The organism is Bacillus bingmayongensis (genome assembly GCF_000299035.1).
In the GTDB taxonomy this organism is placed as follows: domain Bacteria; phylum Bacillota; class Bacilli; order Bacillales; family Bacillaceae_G; genus Bacillus_A; species Bacillus_A bingmayongensis.
This window is the reverse complement of sequence record NZ_JH921520.1, coordinates 79,266-97,139: the sequence shown is the minus strand read 5'-3', so window position 1 is coordinate 97,139 and position 17,874 is coordinate 79,266. Positions and strand designations below refer to the sequence as shown.

The 17,874-nt window shown below is 36.0% G+C and carries 16 protein-coding genes, 1 pseudogene and 1 riboswitch; of the genes and pseudogenes, 5 read left to right on the top strand and 12 right to left on the bottom strand.

The features are described from left to right. Positions 1–20 precede the first annotated feature (20 nt). Positions 21–1,220, bottom strand: coding sequence for a methionine adenosyltransferase (gene metK / locus Y7E_RS0124000; RefSeq protein ID WP_017153756.1), 1,200 nt, complete (start codon positions 1,218–1,220; stop codon positions 21–23). A gap of 165 nt (positions 1,221–1,385) precedes the next feature. Beyond that, a riboswitch (SAM riboswitch) is annotated at positions 1,386–1,508 on the bottom strand. A gap of 229 nt (positions 1,509–1,737) precedes the next feature. Between metK and pckA the strand changes: the two genes are divergently transcribed. Beyond that, the gene (gene pckA / locus Y7E_RS0123995; protein ID WP_017153755.1) at positions 1,738–3,324 is read left to right on the top strand and encodes a phosphoenolpyruvate carboxykinase (ATP); all 1,587 of its coding nucleotides are present in this window, start codon (positions 1,738–1,740) and stop codon (positions 3,322–3,324) included. Positions 3,325–3,672: 348 nt separating this feature from the next. Here pckA and Y7E_RS0123990 read toward each other — a convergent pair whose 3' ends face one another. Beyond that, the gene (locus Y7E_RS0123990; protein WP_017153754.1) at positions 3,673–4,044 is read right to left on the bottom strand and encodes an ATP synthase subunit I; all 372 of its coding nucleotides are present in this window, start codon (positions 4,042–4,044) and stop codon (positions 3,673–3,675) included. Between the two features lie 456 nt (positions 4,045–4,500). On the opposite strand from Y7E_RS0123990, the gene Y7E_RS0123980 reads away from it, so the two are divergent. Further along, positions 4,501–4,722, top strand: a complete 222-nt coding sequence (locus Y7E_RS0123980; protein WP_017153752.1) for a hypothetical protein — start codon at positions 4,501–4,503, stop codon at positions 4,720–4,722. Positions 4,723–4,750: 28 nt separating this feature from the next. Here Y7E_RS0123980 and Y7E_RS30305 read toward each other — a convergent pair. Then, positions 4,751–5,658: pseudogene (locus tag Y7E_RS30305) on the bottom strand (DMT family transporter). A 112-nt stretch (positions 5,659–5,770) separates the two neighbouring features. Further along, positions 5,771–6,094: an iron-sulfur cluster biosynthesis family protein gene (locus Y7E_RS0123970; RefSeq protein WP_017153751.1), complete on the bottom strand. Its 324-nt coding sequence runs from the start codon at positions 6,092–6,094 to the stop codon at positions 5,771–5,773. A 401-nt stretch (positions 6,095–6,495) separates the two neighbouring features. On the opposite strand from Y7E_RS0123970, the gene Y7E_RS0123965 reads away from it, so the two are divergent. Then, a complete protein-coding gene (locus Y7E_RS0123965; RefSeq protein WP_017153750.1) occupies positions 6,496–7,413 on the top strand; it encodes a Nif3-like dinuclear metal center hexameric protein in 918 nt (305 codons plus the stop codon). A gap of 85 nt (positions 7,414–7,498) precedes the next feature. On the opposite strand, the gene Y7E_RS0123960 is transcribed toward Y7E_RS0123965, so the two are convergent. Beyond that, positions 7,499–8,125, bottom strand: coding sequence for an HAD family hydrolase (locus tag Y7E_RS0123960; RefSeq protein WP_017153749.1), 627 nt, complete (start codon positions 8,123–8,125; stop codon positions 7,499–7,501). A gap of 24 nt (positions 8,126–8,149) precedes the next feature. Then, a complete protein-coding gene (locus Y7E_RS0123955; RefSeq protein WP_017153748.1) occupies positions 8,150–8,908 on the bottom strand; it encodes a DeoR/GlpR family DNA-binding transcription regulator in 759 nt (252 codons plus the stop codon). A 133-nt stretch (positions 8,909–9,041) separates the two neighbouring features. On the opposite strand from Y7E_RS0123955, the gene Y7E_RS0123950 reads away from it, so the two are divergent. Next, a complete protein-coding gene (locus Y7E_RS0123950; RefSeq protein ID WP_017153747.1) occupies positions 9,042–9,695 on the top strand; it encodes an HAD family hydrolase in 654 nt (217 codons plus the stop codon). Between the two features lie 18 nt (positions 9,696–9,713). On the opposite strand, the gene Y7E_RS0123945 is transcribed toward Y7E_RS0123950, so the two are convergent. Beyond that, positions 9,714–10,079, bottom strand: a complete 366-nt coding sequence (locus tag Y7E_RS0123945) for a winged helix-turn-helix transcriptional regulator (RefSeq protein ID WP_017153746.1) — start codon at positions 10,077–10,079, stop codon at positions 9,714–9,716. Positions 10,080–10,208: 129 nt separating this feature from the next. Here Y7E_RS0123945 and Y7E_RS0123940 point away from each other — a divergent pair, with 129 nt between their 5' ends. Next, positions 10,209–11,585 carry an MFS transporter gene (locus Y7E_RS0123940; protein ID WP_017153745.1) on the top strand — a complete coding sequence of 459 codons (1,377 nt, stop codon included), beginning with the start codon at positions 10,209–10,211 and terminating at the stop codon, positions 11,583–11,585. Positions 11,586–11,837: 252 nt separating this feature from the next. On the opposite strand, the gene Y7E_RS0123935 is transcribed toward Y7E_RS0123940, so the two are convergent. The 5 genes from Y7E_RS0123935 to Y7E_RS0123915 all read right to left on the bottom strand — a co-directional run bounded on the left by Y7E_RS0123935 (position 11,838) and on the right by Y7E_RS0123915 (position 17,873). Continuing rightward, the gene (locus tag Y7E_RS0123935) at positions 11,838–13,061 is read right to left on the bottom strand and encodes an ATP-binding protein (protein WP_017153744.1); all 1,224 of its coding nucleotides are present in this window, start codon (positions 13,059–13,061) and stop codon (positions 11,838–11,840) included. Positions 13,062–13,294: 233 nt separating this feature from the next. Continuing rightward, the gene (locus Y7E_RS0123930; RefSeq protein WP_017153743.1) at positions 13,295–14,494 is read right to left on the bottom strand and encodes an ATP-binding protein; all 1,200 of its coding nucleotides are present in this window, start codon (positions 14,492–14,494) and stop codon (positions 13,295–13,297) included. 183 nt (positions 14,495–14,677) lie between these two features. Continuing rightward, positions 14,678–14,872 (bottom strand): thermonuclease family protein, encoded by a 195-nt coding sequence (locus Y7E_RS0123925; protein WP_017153742.1) that lies wholly within the window; start codon positions 14,870–14,872, stop codon positions 14,678–14,680. A gap of 285 nt (positions 14,873–15,157) precedes the next feature. After that, positions 15,158–16,975 (bottom strand): acyltransferase family protein, encoded by a 1,818-nt coding sequence (locus Y7E_RS0123920; RefSeq protein ID WP_017153741.1) that lies wholly within the window; start codon positions 16,973–16,975, stop codon positions 15,158–15,160. A gap of 271 nt (positions 16,976–17,246) precedes the next feature. Continuing rightward, the gene (locus Y7E_RS0123915) at positions 17,247–17,873 is read right to left on the bottom strand and encodes a YwbE family protein (RefSeq protein ID WP_017153740.1); all 627 of its coding nucleotides are present in this window, start codon (positions 17,871–17,873) and stop codon (positions 17,247–17,249) included. Position 17,874: the final 1 nt, after the last annotated feature.

Below are 17,874 nucleotides of genomic sequence, written 5' to 3'. Positions count from 1 at the left end.
CAAAGCTTTTCCATCTTATATTATAGACCAGCTTGCTCTTTTAAAGCTGCTGCTTTGTCTGTACGTTCCCATGAAAGATCTACATCAGTACGTCCGAAGTGTCCGTAAGCTGCTGTTTGTTTGTAAATTGGGCGACGTAAGTCTAACATTTTGATGATACCAGCTGGGCGAAGATCGAAGTTACTACGAACTAGCTCTACTAGTACTTCTTCAGATACTTTACCAGTGCCGAATGTATCAACTGAAATTGATACTGGTTGTGCTACGCCGATTGCGTATGCAAGTTGTACTTCTGCTTTTTCAGCAAGGCCAGCTGCTACGATGTTTTTCGCAACATAACGAGCTGCGTATGCTGCAGAACGGTCAACTTTTGTTGCATCCTTACCAGAGAATGCACCGCCGCCGTGACGAGCATATCCACCGTAAGTATCAACGATAATTTTACGTCCTGTTAAACCAGCATCACCTTGTGGTCCACCGATTACGAAGCGTCCAGTTGGGTTAATGAAGAATTTTGTTTCTTCATCCATTAATTCTGCTGGTACGACAGCTTTAATTACTTGTTCTTTTAAATCACGATCGATTTCTTCCCATGTAACTTCTGGATGGTGCTGCGTTGAAATTACAATTGTATCGATACGTACTGGTTTACCATTTTCATCATACTCAACTGTAACTTGCGTTTTACCGTCTGGACGTAAATATTCTAATGTTTCATCTTTACGAACTTCCGTTAAACGACGAGCTAATTTGTGAGCAAGTGAGATTGGAAGTGGCATTAATTCTTTTGTTTCATTACATGCGAAACCAAACATTAACCCTTGGTCTCCTGCACCAATTGCCTCAATCTCAGCGTCAGTCATTTGACCTTCACGTGCTTCTAACGCTTGGTCAACACCCATAGCGATGTCAGCAGATTGCTCATCGATAGATGTTAAAACTGCACAAGTTTCTGCATCGAATCCGTATTTTGCACGAGTATAACCGATACCTTGGATTGTTTCACGGACGATTTTTGGAATATCTACATAAGTAGAAGTCGTAATTTCCCCCGCTACCAATACTAAACCAGTTGTTACTGTTGTTTCACAAGCTACACGTGCATTTGCGTCTTTTGCTAAGATCGCATCTAAAATTGAATCAGAAATTTGGTCACAAATTTTATCTGGATGTCCTTCAGTTACAGACTCAGATGTGAACAGATGACGTTGTTTTGTCATGTGGTAAACCTCCCTACAGTAATTGTATATATTGTACGGAACTCATCCTTAATTTGCCACAAACTGCGACATTCATTTATTCTCCCACACAAGTATAAAGAAAAACCTTTCCTATTATAGAGGAAAGGTTTAATTTGCTACTTGCATACTGCTTTTTGCCCTTCGCTCTTATCGTTCGAGACCGTTCGCCTCGCACAGGTTTTAGCACCTATTCACTTGCTTATTACCGTTACAAGTGAGGTTGCTGGGCTTCATCGGGCCTGTCCCTCCGCCAGCTCGGGATAAGAGAGTATCCGTCCCAACCTATACTAAAGAAATGATATTCATTTGTCAATTAATATTCACATATTCCTACAAGTTTTTCACATTTCGTGTCGAACAAAATATTAATAGGAAAATAATACATTCACACAAACAAAAATAAATAAATAGTATACATTATTTATATAATTGTGTTATACTCTCGTTGGGGATTACGAGAAAAATTTCATTAAAATGAAAAGGATGGTATATAATTATGGGTACTGTGAATGTCCAAATTGGATTACATGAATTACTGAACGGAAGCAACGCACAGATTCAACTAAGCGTTCCACAATTAGTGGAAAAAGTACTAATGAGAAACGAAGGAAAATTAACTTCTACTGGTGCCGTCTCTGCTTCTACAGGAAAATATACAGGACGTTCTCCTAAAGATAAATTCATTGTGAAAGAAGCATCGGTTGCAGACAAAATTGCTTGGGGACCTGTAAATCAACCGATTTCTGAAGAACATTTTAATAAATTATACACAAAAGTATTGGAATACTTAAAAGAAAAAGAAGAATTATTCGTATTTAAAGGGTTCGCTGGTGCTGATCGTAACTATCGTCTTCCATTGCAAGTTGTTAACGAATATGCATGGCACAATTTATTTGTACATCAATTATTTATTCGTCCAACTGAAGAAGAATTAACAAATCATGAAGCTGAGTTTACAATTGTCTCTGCACCAAGCTTTAAAGCAGATCCAGCGATTGACGGCACAAACTCTGAAGCATTTATTATGGTTTCATTTGAAAAACGCATCGTATTAATCGGTGGTACTGAATACGCTGGAGAAATGAAAAAATCTATCTTCTCTATTATGAACTTCTTACTTCCAGAACAAGATATTTTATCTATGCACTGCTCTTCAAACGTAGGTGAAGAAGGCGATGTTGCTCTATTCTTCGGTTTATCTGGAACAGGTAAAACAACATTATCTGCTGACCCACACCGTAAATTAATTGGTGATGATGAGCACGGTTGGTCTGATAACGGTGTGTTCAATATTGAAGGCGGTTGCTACGCGAAATGTATTAACCTTTCTCATGAAAAAGAGCCACAAATTTTTGATGCAATTACATTTGGATCAGTGCTTGAGAACGTTGTAATTGATAATCAAACACGTATTGCAGATTATAATGATACTGCATTAACAGAAAATACACGTGCTGCATACCCAATTCATGCGATTGATAATATTGTAGTACCAAGTGTTGCAGGACATCCAAATACAATTATCTTCTTAACTGCTGATGCATCTGGAGTATTACCTCCAATCAGTAAATTAAATAAAGAGCAAGCTATGTACCATTTCTTAAGCGGTTACACTAGTAAACTAGCTGGAACAGAGCGCGGCGTAACATCTCCGCAAGCGACATTCTCAACTTGCTTCGGTTCTCCATTCTTACCACTTGAAGCATCTCGCTATGCTGAAATGCTTGGTGAAAAGATCGAGAAACATGATGCAAAAGTATTCTTAGTGAACACTGGCTGGACTGGCGGCGAATACGGCGTTGGAAAACGTATGAACTTAGGTTACACTCGTGCAATGGTGCAAGCTGCATTAAACGGCGAGCTTGATAACGCTGAAACAGCGAAGCATGACGTCTTCGGTCTTGAAGTACCACTTCATGTACCAGGCGTACCTGATGAAGTATTAATGCCTGAACAAACATGGGCTGATAAAGCTGCTTACAAAGCAAAAGCAATCGAACTTGCAGGTAAATTCAAAGAAAACTTCAAGAAGTTCGAGAACGTTTCTGAAAACATTATCAAATTAGGCGGCCCAATCGCTTAATTGAACCTTTACTGTCTGAATGACCTTTACTCATATGAATAAGTATGTTGTAACCTGAAAGTTTCGCGTACTCACCGACAAAACCCATGCGGCTTTACAGGTTACACATACTTACATAAAAAAGAAGCTTACGCTAAAAACGTAAGCTTCTTTCTATATATATCCACTTTGATTTTCCATCATATAAATCGCGGCTTTGGAAACAAAAGCAGATTCCCCACTCACTTTCTCCCTTTGTTTTCACATGGCATGGGGTGAAAAAAAGCACTGTCCGCTTCTACCCATGGTCGGACGCTCTCTCCCACCTAAAAGAAAAGGTTTTATACCGGGTTTTCAATTTGTATTTATCTATTTCTTCGCATCTTTCATGCTATAGTATCCTAAATTAATAACAATTAAGAAATAACCACCCATAATCCCCACAGCAAATGCCCACATAACCATATGGTGTTCAATCTCATACATAATAATCGCGCCTAGTATCGCTGCTGCGAACCGATTAATCATACCAAGTGTTGGTGCTTTACTCTTTTTTACAATACTATCTCCAAGCTTTTCAATACGTCTTCCTAAAATCCAAACACAATACATACTAACGAGTAAACCAATCCCAACGCCTAAAAAGTGAGCAGAAAAAGGTGTCATCGCCCATCCTAATAGCATCGCGCCTAGCAAATAATACATTTGGATTTTAAATGACCTTAGTGACATACTAATCATGCAGTTCTCCTTTATCATTATCATCTTATTTACATATCATCAGACTTTATCTGTTACATTCAAAGAAAAAACAACATAACCACTATGTTTATGTTGTTAAAATATTTTTCAGAAATAATATTATACAAGATTTCTAGTTTGGAAGCAGGAGCAATTTGTGACGTTTTTGCAAACATTTTTTCATAGATTTACAAAAAAGTGATATCAATCTACAAAAATATGGATATGATGTATATATATCCACTTTAATTTTCCAATATATAAACCATGGTCTTTGAAACAAAAAGAGACCTCCACGCGTTCTCTCCTTTTTTTTTCACTCGGCATGGAGCGAAAAAAAAGGATCTGACCGCTTCTATGCATGAGCGGCTCCTCTCTCCCGCCTAAAAAGAAAAGTTTTACGTCAGTTTTTCAATTTACATGCATGTAGTAAATACACAAAAAAGGGGGCTTCTAATGATTTATTTTTTAATGGCTCTCATTCACCTTATTATCCCTGCACTTATAGGACTCTCGTTATATTGGTACACAACAAAACATAGTATTTTCTATGCCGTCCTCGGTGTCCTTCTCCCGGGTATTATTCTCATTGCACTGTTTCGCATACCATTTCTCAACTTAATTCCACTTATTACTGCTATTTTGTTCCTTATATTTTTACCAAAAATAAAAAAATAGGAAAGCAGACCATAACTGATCTGTTTTCCTATTTTGATATATGTTTTGACATGGCAGACTGCATCTCAAGTTTTTCAGATTTCACAAACCATAAACCGAGAAAAATAATACACCCGCCAATCATTTGTTGCAGCGAAATATGTTCCTTCGCCCATACCGCCGCAAATACAACTGCAACAAATGGCGTAATATACATATACACCATCGTATGAGAAGCCCCAATTTTTTGAACTCCAATATACCACATAACTAAACCGAATACCGTTACAAAGAAAATAGAATATAATAGCGCAAACCATGACATCCCTTGTTCAATTTGAAATGGCAACGAAAAAGTATGCCATCCGCTCAGTATAACAAGCGGAATCGCTCCAACAACTGCTGACCATGCCGTCACGCGGAGTGCTGAATATTTTTTGATAAGTGGTCCTGCTAAAACTGGATATAGCCCCCAGCATATCGATGTAATGAGTCCAATTCCATTTCTCCATAAAAAGAACCAGCAAGTGAATGCTCAGCTAATAACACAAGCGCTGCACCAGTGCAGGCTATAATAGAACCGACTAACTTTCTCTGGGAAAACTTCTCTTGTTTCAAAAAAATCGCAAACATCGTTGTAAAAATAGGTGAAATAGAAATGAGTAAGGAAGCATTCGTAGCGGATGTATATTTGATGGTTTCCATAAATAACGTTTGATACAGCACAATTCCCACAACACTAACTATAATGAGCCTCGGTATATCTCTTAATTCCATATGCACTGACTTTTCAATATAAAATGTAAGTAATAATAATAGCGGTCCTGCTGCAATCATCCGGAGCGCTGTAAACTCAATTGCTGTAAACTCCTCAAGTCCGTATTTTCCAATTGTATAATTTACACCCCAAATAATAACAACACTTAAAAGTAATAATTCAATCCCCCATCTTCTCATGCGTATCCCCTCCGCACAAAAGATTATACAGAAAATTCAATCTAATGTACATTTAATTAGATAAAAAGTTTCATAAGAAAAAGGAGCTTATGATTCGCTCCTTCTTAATCAGTTACACTCGAATATGAAGCTTCATGTTTGGATTATAAAATTGGCTTGGACTTTTTAGTTGAAAATGTCCCCCTGATTCATGTAAATCAACAGTCAACTTATCATCCATAAAAACAAGCTTTGTGCGATCCGCAATAAACTGCAATTTATTTGATTCAATCTCTACATCACGTTCATCTTTTTCTGATACAGCCACTAAATCAATAATTCCACTCATCACACAGCCGCATCCTTCATTATCATAAAATAATTTTATAAACTTTGCTTCACTTGGAATCGTATCCATAATCTTTTTATATGCTGCATCTGTTACAGTAACGTACATTCAATAGTCCTCCTACCTCTTTACATAAAGTGAAACTTTAATCAGTGGGGGTTTTCTCCATCCCCCACTGATTATTAGCCCTCACCAATCGGGCTTTTACGGGCAGTTTATCTCCCACCTAACTTCTTTAGAAAAGCGGAAGCGGCTCGCTCAGAATCGCAGGACGTTGGAGCACCCGACAGAGAGGCACTTTTTGCCTCGTCCGAGGGGGCGAAACGACCGGAGATTCTAGCCGCTAGAGCTGGACAATGCTTTTGCCAAATTTTGAGTTGGGAGTATTACTGTCCGCAAATAGCGGGATAATTCTTATATTGTACCATTCTTTTTATAAATTCTATCCATTTATTGTGTACAGAAAATTAAGACTACTATACAATGTATTTGATAAAGGAGGATGTATTATGCCAGCTTTAAAAGAAATCCAATTTTCACTAGATTCTTTATTTCAAATCAAAAAATACGGAAAAGACGGTGCCTTCAGCCGCTTTATTCCAGCTGTATACGATCCAATAACATTCCCTTGGCAACAATTTTTTGAAGCAGACTTTGTAGATACTTTTAACGGACTTATGATAAAAGGTGCTGAAACTGTAAATACCGTCTTTTTAGCAGTCTTTCCAACAGATGATGTTCTTGAAAAATTCATCTCACAATCGAAACCAGGTGATTTACTTTTTATGCATCACCCTCTTGTAATGGAATGCGGTGATCCTCTTGGAAAATCTGGACGAGGCTTTGTACCGATTCCAGCGCACTATTTACAAGAACTCAAAGATAAAGACCTTTCTATTTATACATGTCATGGCCCAATGGATCATCATCAAACATATGGAACAAGCATTGCGATTGCTAAAGCTCTAAAGGCCGATGTAGTAGATGGTTTTGCTTATGATGATAAAGATATACCATGTGGACTCATTTGCGAAATACATGAAACAACAACAAGAAACCTCGAACAACATCTAAAAGAACTCTTCCATATTCCATATGTAGACTTCGAAGGGAAACGCCATGAATCTATCACAAAAATTGCAATTATCGCTGGATGCGGTGATAAAATAGATCTTCTCAAAGAAGCAGAAGAAAAAGGCGCTGAAGCCTATATCACTGGAGAAATTCATTGTCATATCGATAATGATTACGGCAGATACAAATATTCATTAATTATGGATTATGTGAAAGAAACGAATATGTCACTTATTGGTGTATCACATTCAGCTTCTGAATACTTAATCAAGAAAACATTGCTGCGTGATTGGTTTATACAAAACTTTGACGCAGACGTTGTTTTGCTACCTCAAAAACGATGGTGGTATTAAATGCGAATTCGTACACTTTCTTTCATTGTCTTAGCTGTTTTCTGTTTTCTACTAAGCTCATGTAAAAAGAGATATGTAGCTGAATCTACATATCTCTTTTTACTACCTTCAAAATCTCGTGAGGGGTTTGAAAAACATGATCAGCTTCTTCAAATCCCTTTGTTGTTTTCGCTCCCCATAAAGCTAAACCAAATTTTGTTCCAGCTTGTTTCGCACATTGTAAGTCATACAGGGAATCACCTATATAGATTGCTTCGCTAGCATCAATATTCAATCGTCTTAAGCATGTTACTAATGGTTCTGGATGTGGCTTATGTTTGTTTGTATCCTCCACACAAATAGAATGTTCAAAATGTTCGTGTAGTCCAAATGGTTCAAAATCATCAACAAATTCTTGTCTTGTTTTCGAAGTGACAATTCCTGTTCGAATATCATATGGAGCTACCGCTTGTATCACTTCTTCGATTCCCTCGAAAACCTTTATTTCATTTTTAAATTCCACCATATTCTTAATCCATTTCTCATGAACCCTTTCTATATTCGCTACACTTAATTTTTGTAACGCGGCAACTCCAGGGATTCCTAATGCAAACCGTAACTCTTCTAAGTCGTAATGAATCCCTTCGTTCCGCAATGTTGTTTGCAATGAATACAATACAGCCTTCTCCGTATCTAAAATTGTGCCATCAATATCAAAGATAATTCCCTTCATCTCCATATCCCCCTTTTTCTTGTACTACTCTCCCAGTACGACTTCAATACCATGATTTTTCACAACATCACTTAAACGCTCTGGAACGTTATCATTTGTAACAATCGTGTCAATCGCTTCTAACCACAATGCTTTAAAGTTTTGACGCTGGTTAAACTTTGTAGCATCAATGAGTAAAAATACTTGATTCGTTTGTTTGATTAACTCACGTTTAAAATAAATGTCCTCTTCAAATGCATAGTAAACACCCTCTTCCGTAATTCCAGGCGCTCCGATAAATACTTTATCAAAATGATAATCCTTTAACTTTTCCATAGCTGCAAATCCTGTTACGTGACGAGATTGTTTATTCAATTGTCCACCTAAAATATGAATATTTACATTAGTAGTATTTGCTAAACGATTTACTGTATCAATGGAATTCGTTACAACTGTCACATTGTTTGCTTCTAAAAACGAAGCCATACAATTAACAGTTGTGGAAACATCAAGATAAATAATTTCATTATCTTGCACGAAAGATGCTGCTGTTTTTCCAATAGCTTGCTTATACGCAGCATCTTTCTCTTCCCGATTTACGTAATCCGAAATTTTTTGGTGAAAAGAAGGTAAAGCTACCCCACCATGTGTTCGAACAATTTCTGTTTCATTTGTTAGCTTCACAATATCTCTTCGTGCTGTATCTCTTGAGACATGAAACAATTCGCACATCATTTTCAAGCTCATTGTTTTATGGTCATTCAAGTACTCCGTTATTCTTATTAATCTTTCATCCTGATTCATTTTATCACCTGATTCTATTTACTTTTAAGTCATTTTAAGTTACTTTAAGTATAACACATAAAAATACTTAAATTGACTTATTTTCACTTAACCTTAAAGTTTCACCAACAATTATGCTTAAAGGAGTGGGAAAATGCTGCGTACAATTATTCTTGATTTTGATGGAACATTAGCCGATACATTACCTTTATGTTATTACTCGTTTCAAAACGTTTTTCAGGAGTTTGACAATAAAACTTTAACCGAATCAGATATTCTTTCCATGTTTGGTCCAAGTGAAGTCGGTATTATTCATTCTAATTTGATTTCTCACCATAAAGAAGCTGCCACTGAAAAATATTATGAATGGTATAAAGAAAAACATCATAAGTACGTAGACAAAAATATTGAAATAGCTAATCTTTTATTAGATTTAAAGCGAAGAGGATTCCAGTTAGCCATCGTAACAGGAAAGGCTCGAAGAAGTTTAAATATTTCTTTGGAGGCATTGGAGTTACATTCCTTATTTGATTGCATCATCACTGGAGATGACGTCGTAAAACCAAAGCCTGATCCAGAAGGAATCGCCCACGTCTTAAACGTATTAAACATAACAAAAGAACAAGCAGTATTCATAGGAGATAGTGACGCAGATATACTTGCAGGAAAACATGCAGGCGTACTTACAATCGGTGTGCAATGGTTACCAAACTATCAATCTCAAGCGTTCTCTGTACAACCAGATTATTTTATCGAAAGCATACAGGATTTTATTCCTTTACTTGATACAAAACTAACTACAATATAAAAGAAAAGTACATCACTCTCAGCCAAGTGATGTACTTTTCTTTTTATCTTCTTCTCCATCTAAAACATGCCATGAATCTCCCCACTCTCTCATCGCATCAAAAATCGGACGAAGTGTTTGTCCTTTTTCTGATAAAGAATATTCCACATGAGGTGGCATTGTTGAATAAACCGTTCTTTCTATAATTTTTTCATTCTCCAATTCTTTTAAACGTAATGAAAGCGTTCTTGGACTAATACCGATTAGTGATTTTTCTAATTCTGCAAATCGCTTTGGCCCATAAAATAAATCTCGTAAAATGAGAAACGTCCACTTCCCACCGATTACACTCATCGTTTTTTCAATGGAGCACTTTGATATGTGTTGCTCTTCTTTTCCGCACATTGTATCCATCCCCTTAACTATACAAAAGTAAAGTAGCTATATAAAAAATCAGTACTTCCATAAATAAAGCACTTTATTTATTATAGTGTTTAGGAAAATATTAGTAAATATCTATTAGGGGGATTGGAAATGAGCACAAACTCAGTAGCACATGTAGAAACAAAACAGATGAAATCTTCTAGTATCATAACTTTACTCGCACTCGCAATGGGATTTATTATGGCCACTCTAGATGTAACCGTCGTAAATGTTGCGATTGCTGACATTCAAAATCATTTACATATGGGAATTTCCAGCGCAACTTGGATTGTCGATGGGTACATTTTATCGTTCGCATCTTTACTCCTCATCGGTGGATCACTTGCAAATCATTTTGGTGCGAAACATATGTATATAATTGGACTCGTTTGTTTCGTTCTTGCTTCACTTTTCTGTTCTATTGCATCATCTGCAAATAGTCTTGTTACCGCACGGATTCTGCAAGGTGTTGGGGCTGCACTTTTCATGCCGAGCTCTCTTAATCTTCTTGCCGCCTCTTATCCAAATGAAAGACAACGCGCAAAAATGTTCGGTCTATGGTCCGCTATCGTTTCAGTTGCTTCAGGAATTGGGCCTTTCGTTGGAGGAGTACTCGTAAACTCTTTTGGGTGGCGGAGTATTTTCATCATCAATCTACCAATTGGAATCATTGGTATCTTCATGGCTTATTATGTTATTTCCGCTTCACCACACCAACAAATTAAACTAAATCTTCTCAACCATGGATTAGGTGTGATTACTGTAGCTAGCCTAGCTTTCAGTCTAATTGAAGGACCTTCCTACGGCTGGACATCACCACAAATACTAGGTGGATTTCTTGGTACAATTATAGCTGCTAGTTTGTTTATCGTTACCGAGCGTAATTCAAAGCAACCGATTATTCCATTTTCATTATTTCATAACCAACAATTTTCTTCGGCAAATATCGTCGGCTTTTTAATTAACTTTGCATTGTTTGGTGGGATTTTTATGTTCGGCTTATTTCTTCAAGATGTGCGAGGCGCTAGTCCTTTTCTAGCTGGACTCGAATTATTACCAATGATGACTGTCTTTGTAATCGGGAATCTCTTATTCGCTAAGCTAGCCCCTCGCTTCGGTTCCAAATTACCGATGCTCATTTCCTTACTTATTGCAAGCTTAGGCTCATTTCTTTTAATTTCTATTTCACCAGACACACCTTATTGGTTGTTAGCAATCATATATGCGATCGTCAACCTTGGAATAGGTATCTCTGTTCCTGCCATGACAACGGCTGTTATGCAAACTGCTGGTCGTGAACATGGAAATATAGCGGGGGCCACTTTAAATGTAAATCGGCAATTAGGCGCATTAGTTGGGATAGCAATTATGGGCATCATTCTACATGAATCTTCATCATGGTATGCGGGTGTAAAAAATAGTTTTTTAGCTATGGGAATCTCCTATTTTTTTGCTAGCTTTCTTACTTGGCGGTTTCTACAAAGATAACCGCTTCCTTTTTTGCTATGTAAACATCTACCTATCAATAGGCTACGTTATTCTAAACTATAATATGAAATATTGCATATCATTTCTTCATACTTTATATGATATAATCCTAAAGCAATCTGTTAGTAATCCTTCTTCATGCAATTTGCTAACTTTGAAACTTAAGGACTACTAGAACCCCAATGATATGTAAGGCTTATGACATCAAAAAAAGAGAAAATTCGTTTGTTGAACGAATTTTCTCTTTTTACTTTATTGTGAAATTGGGAGCGCAATCTCAACCGTAGTTCCAACTCCAACTTCACTCTCAAATTGTATTTTCCCTTGGTGCTCTTCAATAATCTTATATGTAACCATTAACCCTAAGCCAGTTCCTTCTTCTTTCGTTGTATAAAAAGCTTCACTAAGCTTAGAAATTTTGTCTTTTGGTATGCCACAACCTTCATCTGTGACCCGAATGATCATAGCCTCTTTTACAGCTACCTGAATTGTAATCGTTCCACCATTTGGCATAGCTTCAATTGCATTTTTTATTAAGTTTAAAAATACTTGTTTCAGCTGTACATCATCACATTTAATAAGAGGCATTTTTTCACTATAAGTCGTATGAATTGTAATTCCTTGCTGAGCTGCTGTTCCGCCAATAATACGCTCAACATATAAAATCATCTCTTTTATATCGTGAAGTGTATATACTTTTGATTTTGAATTTCCTAATATCATCAAATCATTTGCTATAATATCAATTCGTTCCATTTCTTGTTCCATAATATCGCAATATACTTTATCCTCAGGATACTTTTCTTGTTGTCCTCTAATAAAGCCTTTTAAAAGCCTTAATGGATTACGCATTTTAAAACCGATAACTGTTGCCATTCTTCCGATTACAGCCATTTTCTCCGACTTTTGCAATTCCTTATGCGTCATTTCAATTGTGTGTATATAAGATTGGAATCTCAATAAAACAATCCATCCTATAATGGAAAACAAGCTACAAAGGACAATGGGAATGAGAACAATAAAAGAATGCACAACCACACCCATTAGGGCATACTTTACTATTGTCCCTACCGCTACTAACCAAAAATAGCGTTTATTCACAAAGAATGGTGCAAAAAGGAAGAAAAATCCTTCTACTATATTTCCTGCATCAAACTCTAAATCTGTTCCATAGTAAATGATAAAGTTATGAATGAAATCTAATAGATTATACCCTATGAAAATAATATATTTCACAGTATATGGATTCTGTCGCTTCGCCACATATATTCCCACAAACACCAATATAATCATGAGAATATACAACCATATCCCTAAACCTCTTTCTAGAATTGGAGCCCCATCTCTTCCCCCTTCTAGCTTAGGCATAATATAATAATATGCAACATCATAGATAAAAAAAGTCGCAAAGAATAAACCTAAAAACAACTTTAACGTTCGAATCTCTTCTCTTGTTAATTTATAAACACTGTCCATGTAGTAACTCCTTTATTTACAATACACATACTTTACTAATCTTGCCTTCTATATATCCATTTTGGTTTTCCAACATATAAGCCGGTGCTATGACGAACAAAAGGTGACCTGCACTCGTTTTCTCTCTTTGTTTTCACTTGGTATGGGGCAGAGAATCTGACCGCTTCTATGCATGGTCGGATGCTCTCTTCCACCTAAAAAGAATGGTTTTATGTCGGTTTTTCAATTTGTATTTATATAGGTAAAATAATGTCTACTGTCGTTCCTACGTTTCTTTTACTCGTAATATGTATTTCCCCATTATGTTCTTCAATAATTTTACAAGCAACAGTAAGCCCTAAACCTATGCCACCTGTCTTTGTCGTATAGAAAGCTTCTGTTATACGATTTAAGTTCTCTTCCTGCACGCCACACCCATTATCTACGATACTTACTATTACACGATCTTCATTTCTTTTCTTAATACGTATCCAAAGTGTTCCACCATGTTCCATTGCTTCAATTGCATTTTTTATTATGTATAGAAATCCTTCTTTTAATTTACGATTATCACAATCTATTTTTATTGGATCAGGTGCAACATCATAAGTTAGATACAGCTGTTTTCTGTCGATTTCTGCACTCATTTCTTTCATCGCATTTGATACAATTTCTTCTATTAAATGATTACTGTAGGTAGAAGGCTTACAAGTTGCCATTGCCATAAGTTCACTTACCATATTGTTTATATGCTCAATTTCATCAATCATATGTTCATACACTTTATCATCTGCATATTTCTCTTTCTGCAATTGTGTAAATCCCCTTAATGATGAAAGTGGATTTTTAATTTCATGCCCAACAGACGCTGCCATTTTCCCAATAACTACGAGCTTTTCAGACTCTCGTTTTTCTATCATTACATTATTTACAGCAGAAAGGTACTGTAAAAATCGATTCAATAAGAAATACGTTACAAATAATAAAAGACTATACATAACCAACGGCATAAATGCCTCTTTTTTTCCTAGGACCAAAAACGAACTATATTTCCCCATAATAATCAAAAATATCCACAGTAAGTATCTTTTACTCATAAAAATTGGCACAAATAAAATAAAAACAAATTCAAGTATATTCCCATCATCAAATGCTACTTTATTGTGGATTGCATACCAGTACAAATTAAAAATTTCTGCACACATATAAGCAATCAAATATACATACTTAATACGATATACCTGTTTCTTTTTCATCATATATACGCTACATACTATTAAGCCAACTGTATACAAAAGCTTTGGAACTTGAACATCTAATCTTATAAGTGGTACAGAATCTTCTAGCATAATAGAATAAACTATTTCATATATAACCCATACAATATTCAATACCCATAAAAAGAGCAAAGCACTTTTCTTTTCTTCTTGAAATGAGATAAAGTTTCTTTTCACTTTAACACTTCCTCAAAAGCTATATACTTTCTCTATATGATTACTAACACACATTATTATAATAAACGACAATGGTGTTTAACCAAAGTAATATCGAATAATGTAGAAAAATTCAACCTCATTTATACATTTGTGCTACTAAAAGAAAAAAAGAATCCGCCTCTTAAGCGAATTCTTTTTATTTTATTTATCACAAGCAATTCCATCTTCGTCACGATCACTCACATCAATTTCAAGTTGAATTTGCTTTTCTACACTTGCATATTTTTTCGTAAATGCACTTGCTTCATGTCCAAGTGGTTGTACACCTAAACGCGGATGTTTTGTTTCTGGTGTATCAATCAACAAGAAGAAAACGTACCATTTCTTCTTTGCCATTTTCGTTATGAAATATGAATGAATGGAACAAACTCTCACTCGCCAGTTTGATAATTCACATAATTTTCAATAATGTACACGTAAAAATGCTTCTATATGTTATATACTGAACTTGTCAGGTTAACTGAAAATAGAACTCCCCGTTCTTTGTGTTTGAGCTATGTTATCTGTTTATCCCCCTGTTATTAAATATAAGTCAAAAAAGAACTTGTAGTATATCTACAAGTTCTTTTTTATCCATTTATTACAATTAACCTACTGAATTTTCCTCTGAAGCGAATCAAATCATTGGTTCGCTTGATTTATTTGTTTTGTCACAAGTGATGCATATGCTTCTGCACCTGTTTTCGTTAAATGTACGCCGTCCGGTTCAAAATACGCCTTATTTCCAGCACTTGCTGAATACCAATCAATTAGCGTTACATTTTGATATTCAGATGCCACTTCTTTTAATTTCTCATTCACTAATGATTCCCATGGACGTGGTACCCTCGTATTGATTAATACAATTTTACGTTCATTCCCAATCAGTTTTACTAATGATACTAATTGGTCCTTAGTAAAGGCTCCATTTGTACCTAATCCAACAATGACATGATCCCCTAAATTCCCCTCACTCTTCAGCTGTTCCACCGCAGGAATTGCTTTCGACAGCTGGCGACCAATTTTCGCATCAATCCTAATATTAGGAAAAACATTTTTTAAATACGGAGCGATGTCAATCATAATGGAATCACCTACAGCTGTAACCGTTTGAGGATCTTTAGGCTGCACAGTAGCTTCTTGTTGTTCCTTATTTTGAGGTGGTTCATCAGCCGGTTTTTCCCGAACTGCAACTGGGTGTTTCGCCGGTTCCGTTTGTACTGTTTCCACCTTATCTTTTGGAGGATTCTCCTTCGCTTTACTAGCTGTTGATAATCCAAAAACAGCTATCGAAGAAACAAATAATGCGCATATTAAAGCTAACTTACCGCCTAAAGCTAAGTTTTTAAGTCTTAAGTTTCTAAACTGAATGTTCTGTAGTGCACCTTGTCGTATTGGATTTTCGATAAACTTCCATGAAATTTGTGCAACTACTATAATAAGTAAAAATTGAAGAATCGCTCTTGTAAGCTGAAATTCTCCAGCATTTACTTTCGAACTCGTCAATGTGATAATCGGATAATGCCAAAGATATATCCCGTACGATCGTACCCCCATCCAGCGCAGTGGTCTAAACCTTAAAAATTGAGCGATTCGGCTAGCTGGATGAGCAAGGTTCGCCACTAACAAGGCAGTAGCAATCGATAAAATGACCATGCCTCCGCGATATAGAAACGGATCATACTGATTCGTCTTCCAAAACATAACGAGAATAATAATAAGAGAAATTCCTCCAACTACATCAAGAATGAGACGTGCTTTTGGAATAATTTTATTTGCAAGCCTACTGCTCGGCCAAATTAAGGCAAGTGCTGCTCCAATCAATAAGGAAAAAGCTCTCGTATCAGTACCATAATAAATTCTGCTTGGGTCAGCTCCTGGTTCATACAGAATTGCCATTGCTAATGCGGAAGCAACTGCTCCTAAAATGATGAATAAAATAATACGTGATTTCTTTTTTATGTAATAAAATGCAAGGCTAATGATAAATGGCCAAACTACATAGAACTGTTCTTCAACAGCTAACGACCAAAAATGATTTAGCGGTGAAAGTTGATTAAAACTCTCAAAGTATGATAATTTGTGATAAATATACCACCAGTTACTGAAATACAATAAAGCTGCTAATGAATCCCCTCGCATCTTTCCTAACAAAGAACTATGAAAAATTGTAATCCATGCTAAAACAATTACAAGCATGACAAGCATTCCAGGAAGTAATCTCCTTGCCCTACGGAGCCAGAAATTCTTCAAGTCAATCCTCTTATTTCTCTTCCATTCTATGGACAAAATATCTGTAATTAGATAACCCGAAAGTACAAAAAATACAGTGACACCTAAGAATCCTCCAGGCATCCAATTAAAATTGATATGATATAAAATAACACCTAGTATAGCTAGGCCCCTTAGACTGTCCAATCCAACCATATAGCGACTATTTTTCTTTAATGGTTTGGGCATCTAGCAGTCACCCCCATGTTTCTCTAAAAATTCTGTGAATATTTACAATATAAAACTCTATCAATTGTATGACCCCTAAAAATATGAACCCAATCAAAATATTACAAAACCTACTAACAAACACATTCGTTTTTTATGATTATATGCACAGTAACTAAAATTTTATCACGTTATCTAGTGACATAAAATAGTTTCATGAATAAACTTTCTCTTACAAAATAAAAAAAGAGGTTATCCTAAAAATTCACTTTTAGGATAACCTCTTTTCTTATTAACCGACACTCTGTACTCTACCAATTTGCCCATCTTGTAATCGTACTTTAATACCGTATGTATGCGTCTCCGTATTGGTTAAAATGTCTTTTACAACACCGCTAACACGTTTACTACGGTCCTTATCTAAGACAATCTCCACATGAGAGCCAACTGAAATTTGCGACCTTGTTGGTTTGCCTCCACTTGTTTGTGCTTGTTTTGGTGCTCTTTCTTGTTGCACTGTTTTTTGAGTTTGTTGCCCTGCTTGTCTTTGTTTTTCTTCCTCTGCTCGTTGTTGCTCTTCTTGTTTTCCTTTTTCTTCTTCTACTCGTTGTTGCTCTTCTTGTTTTCCTTTTTCTTCTTCTACTCGTTGTTGTTCTTCTTGTTTTCGTTTTTCTTCTTCTACTCGTTGTTGTTCTTCTTGCTTACGTTTTTCTTCTTCTGCTCGTTGCTCTTCTTCTTGTTTATGTTTCCCTTCTTCTATCTTTTTATCTTCTTCCACTTTCTTTTCGTCTATTTGTTTTTTCTCTTCTTTTTGTTCTTTCTTTTCTGCCTGTTTTGCTTCATCATCTGCACCTGTACACGCTGTTAAAACAAATGCACACAAACTGCTAAGCAATAGTAACAATAACTTTTTTGACATT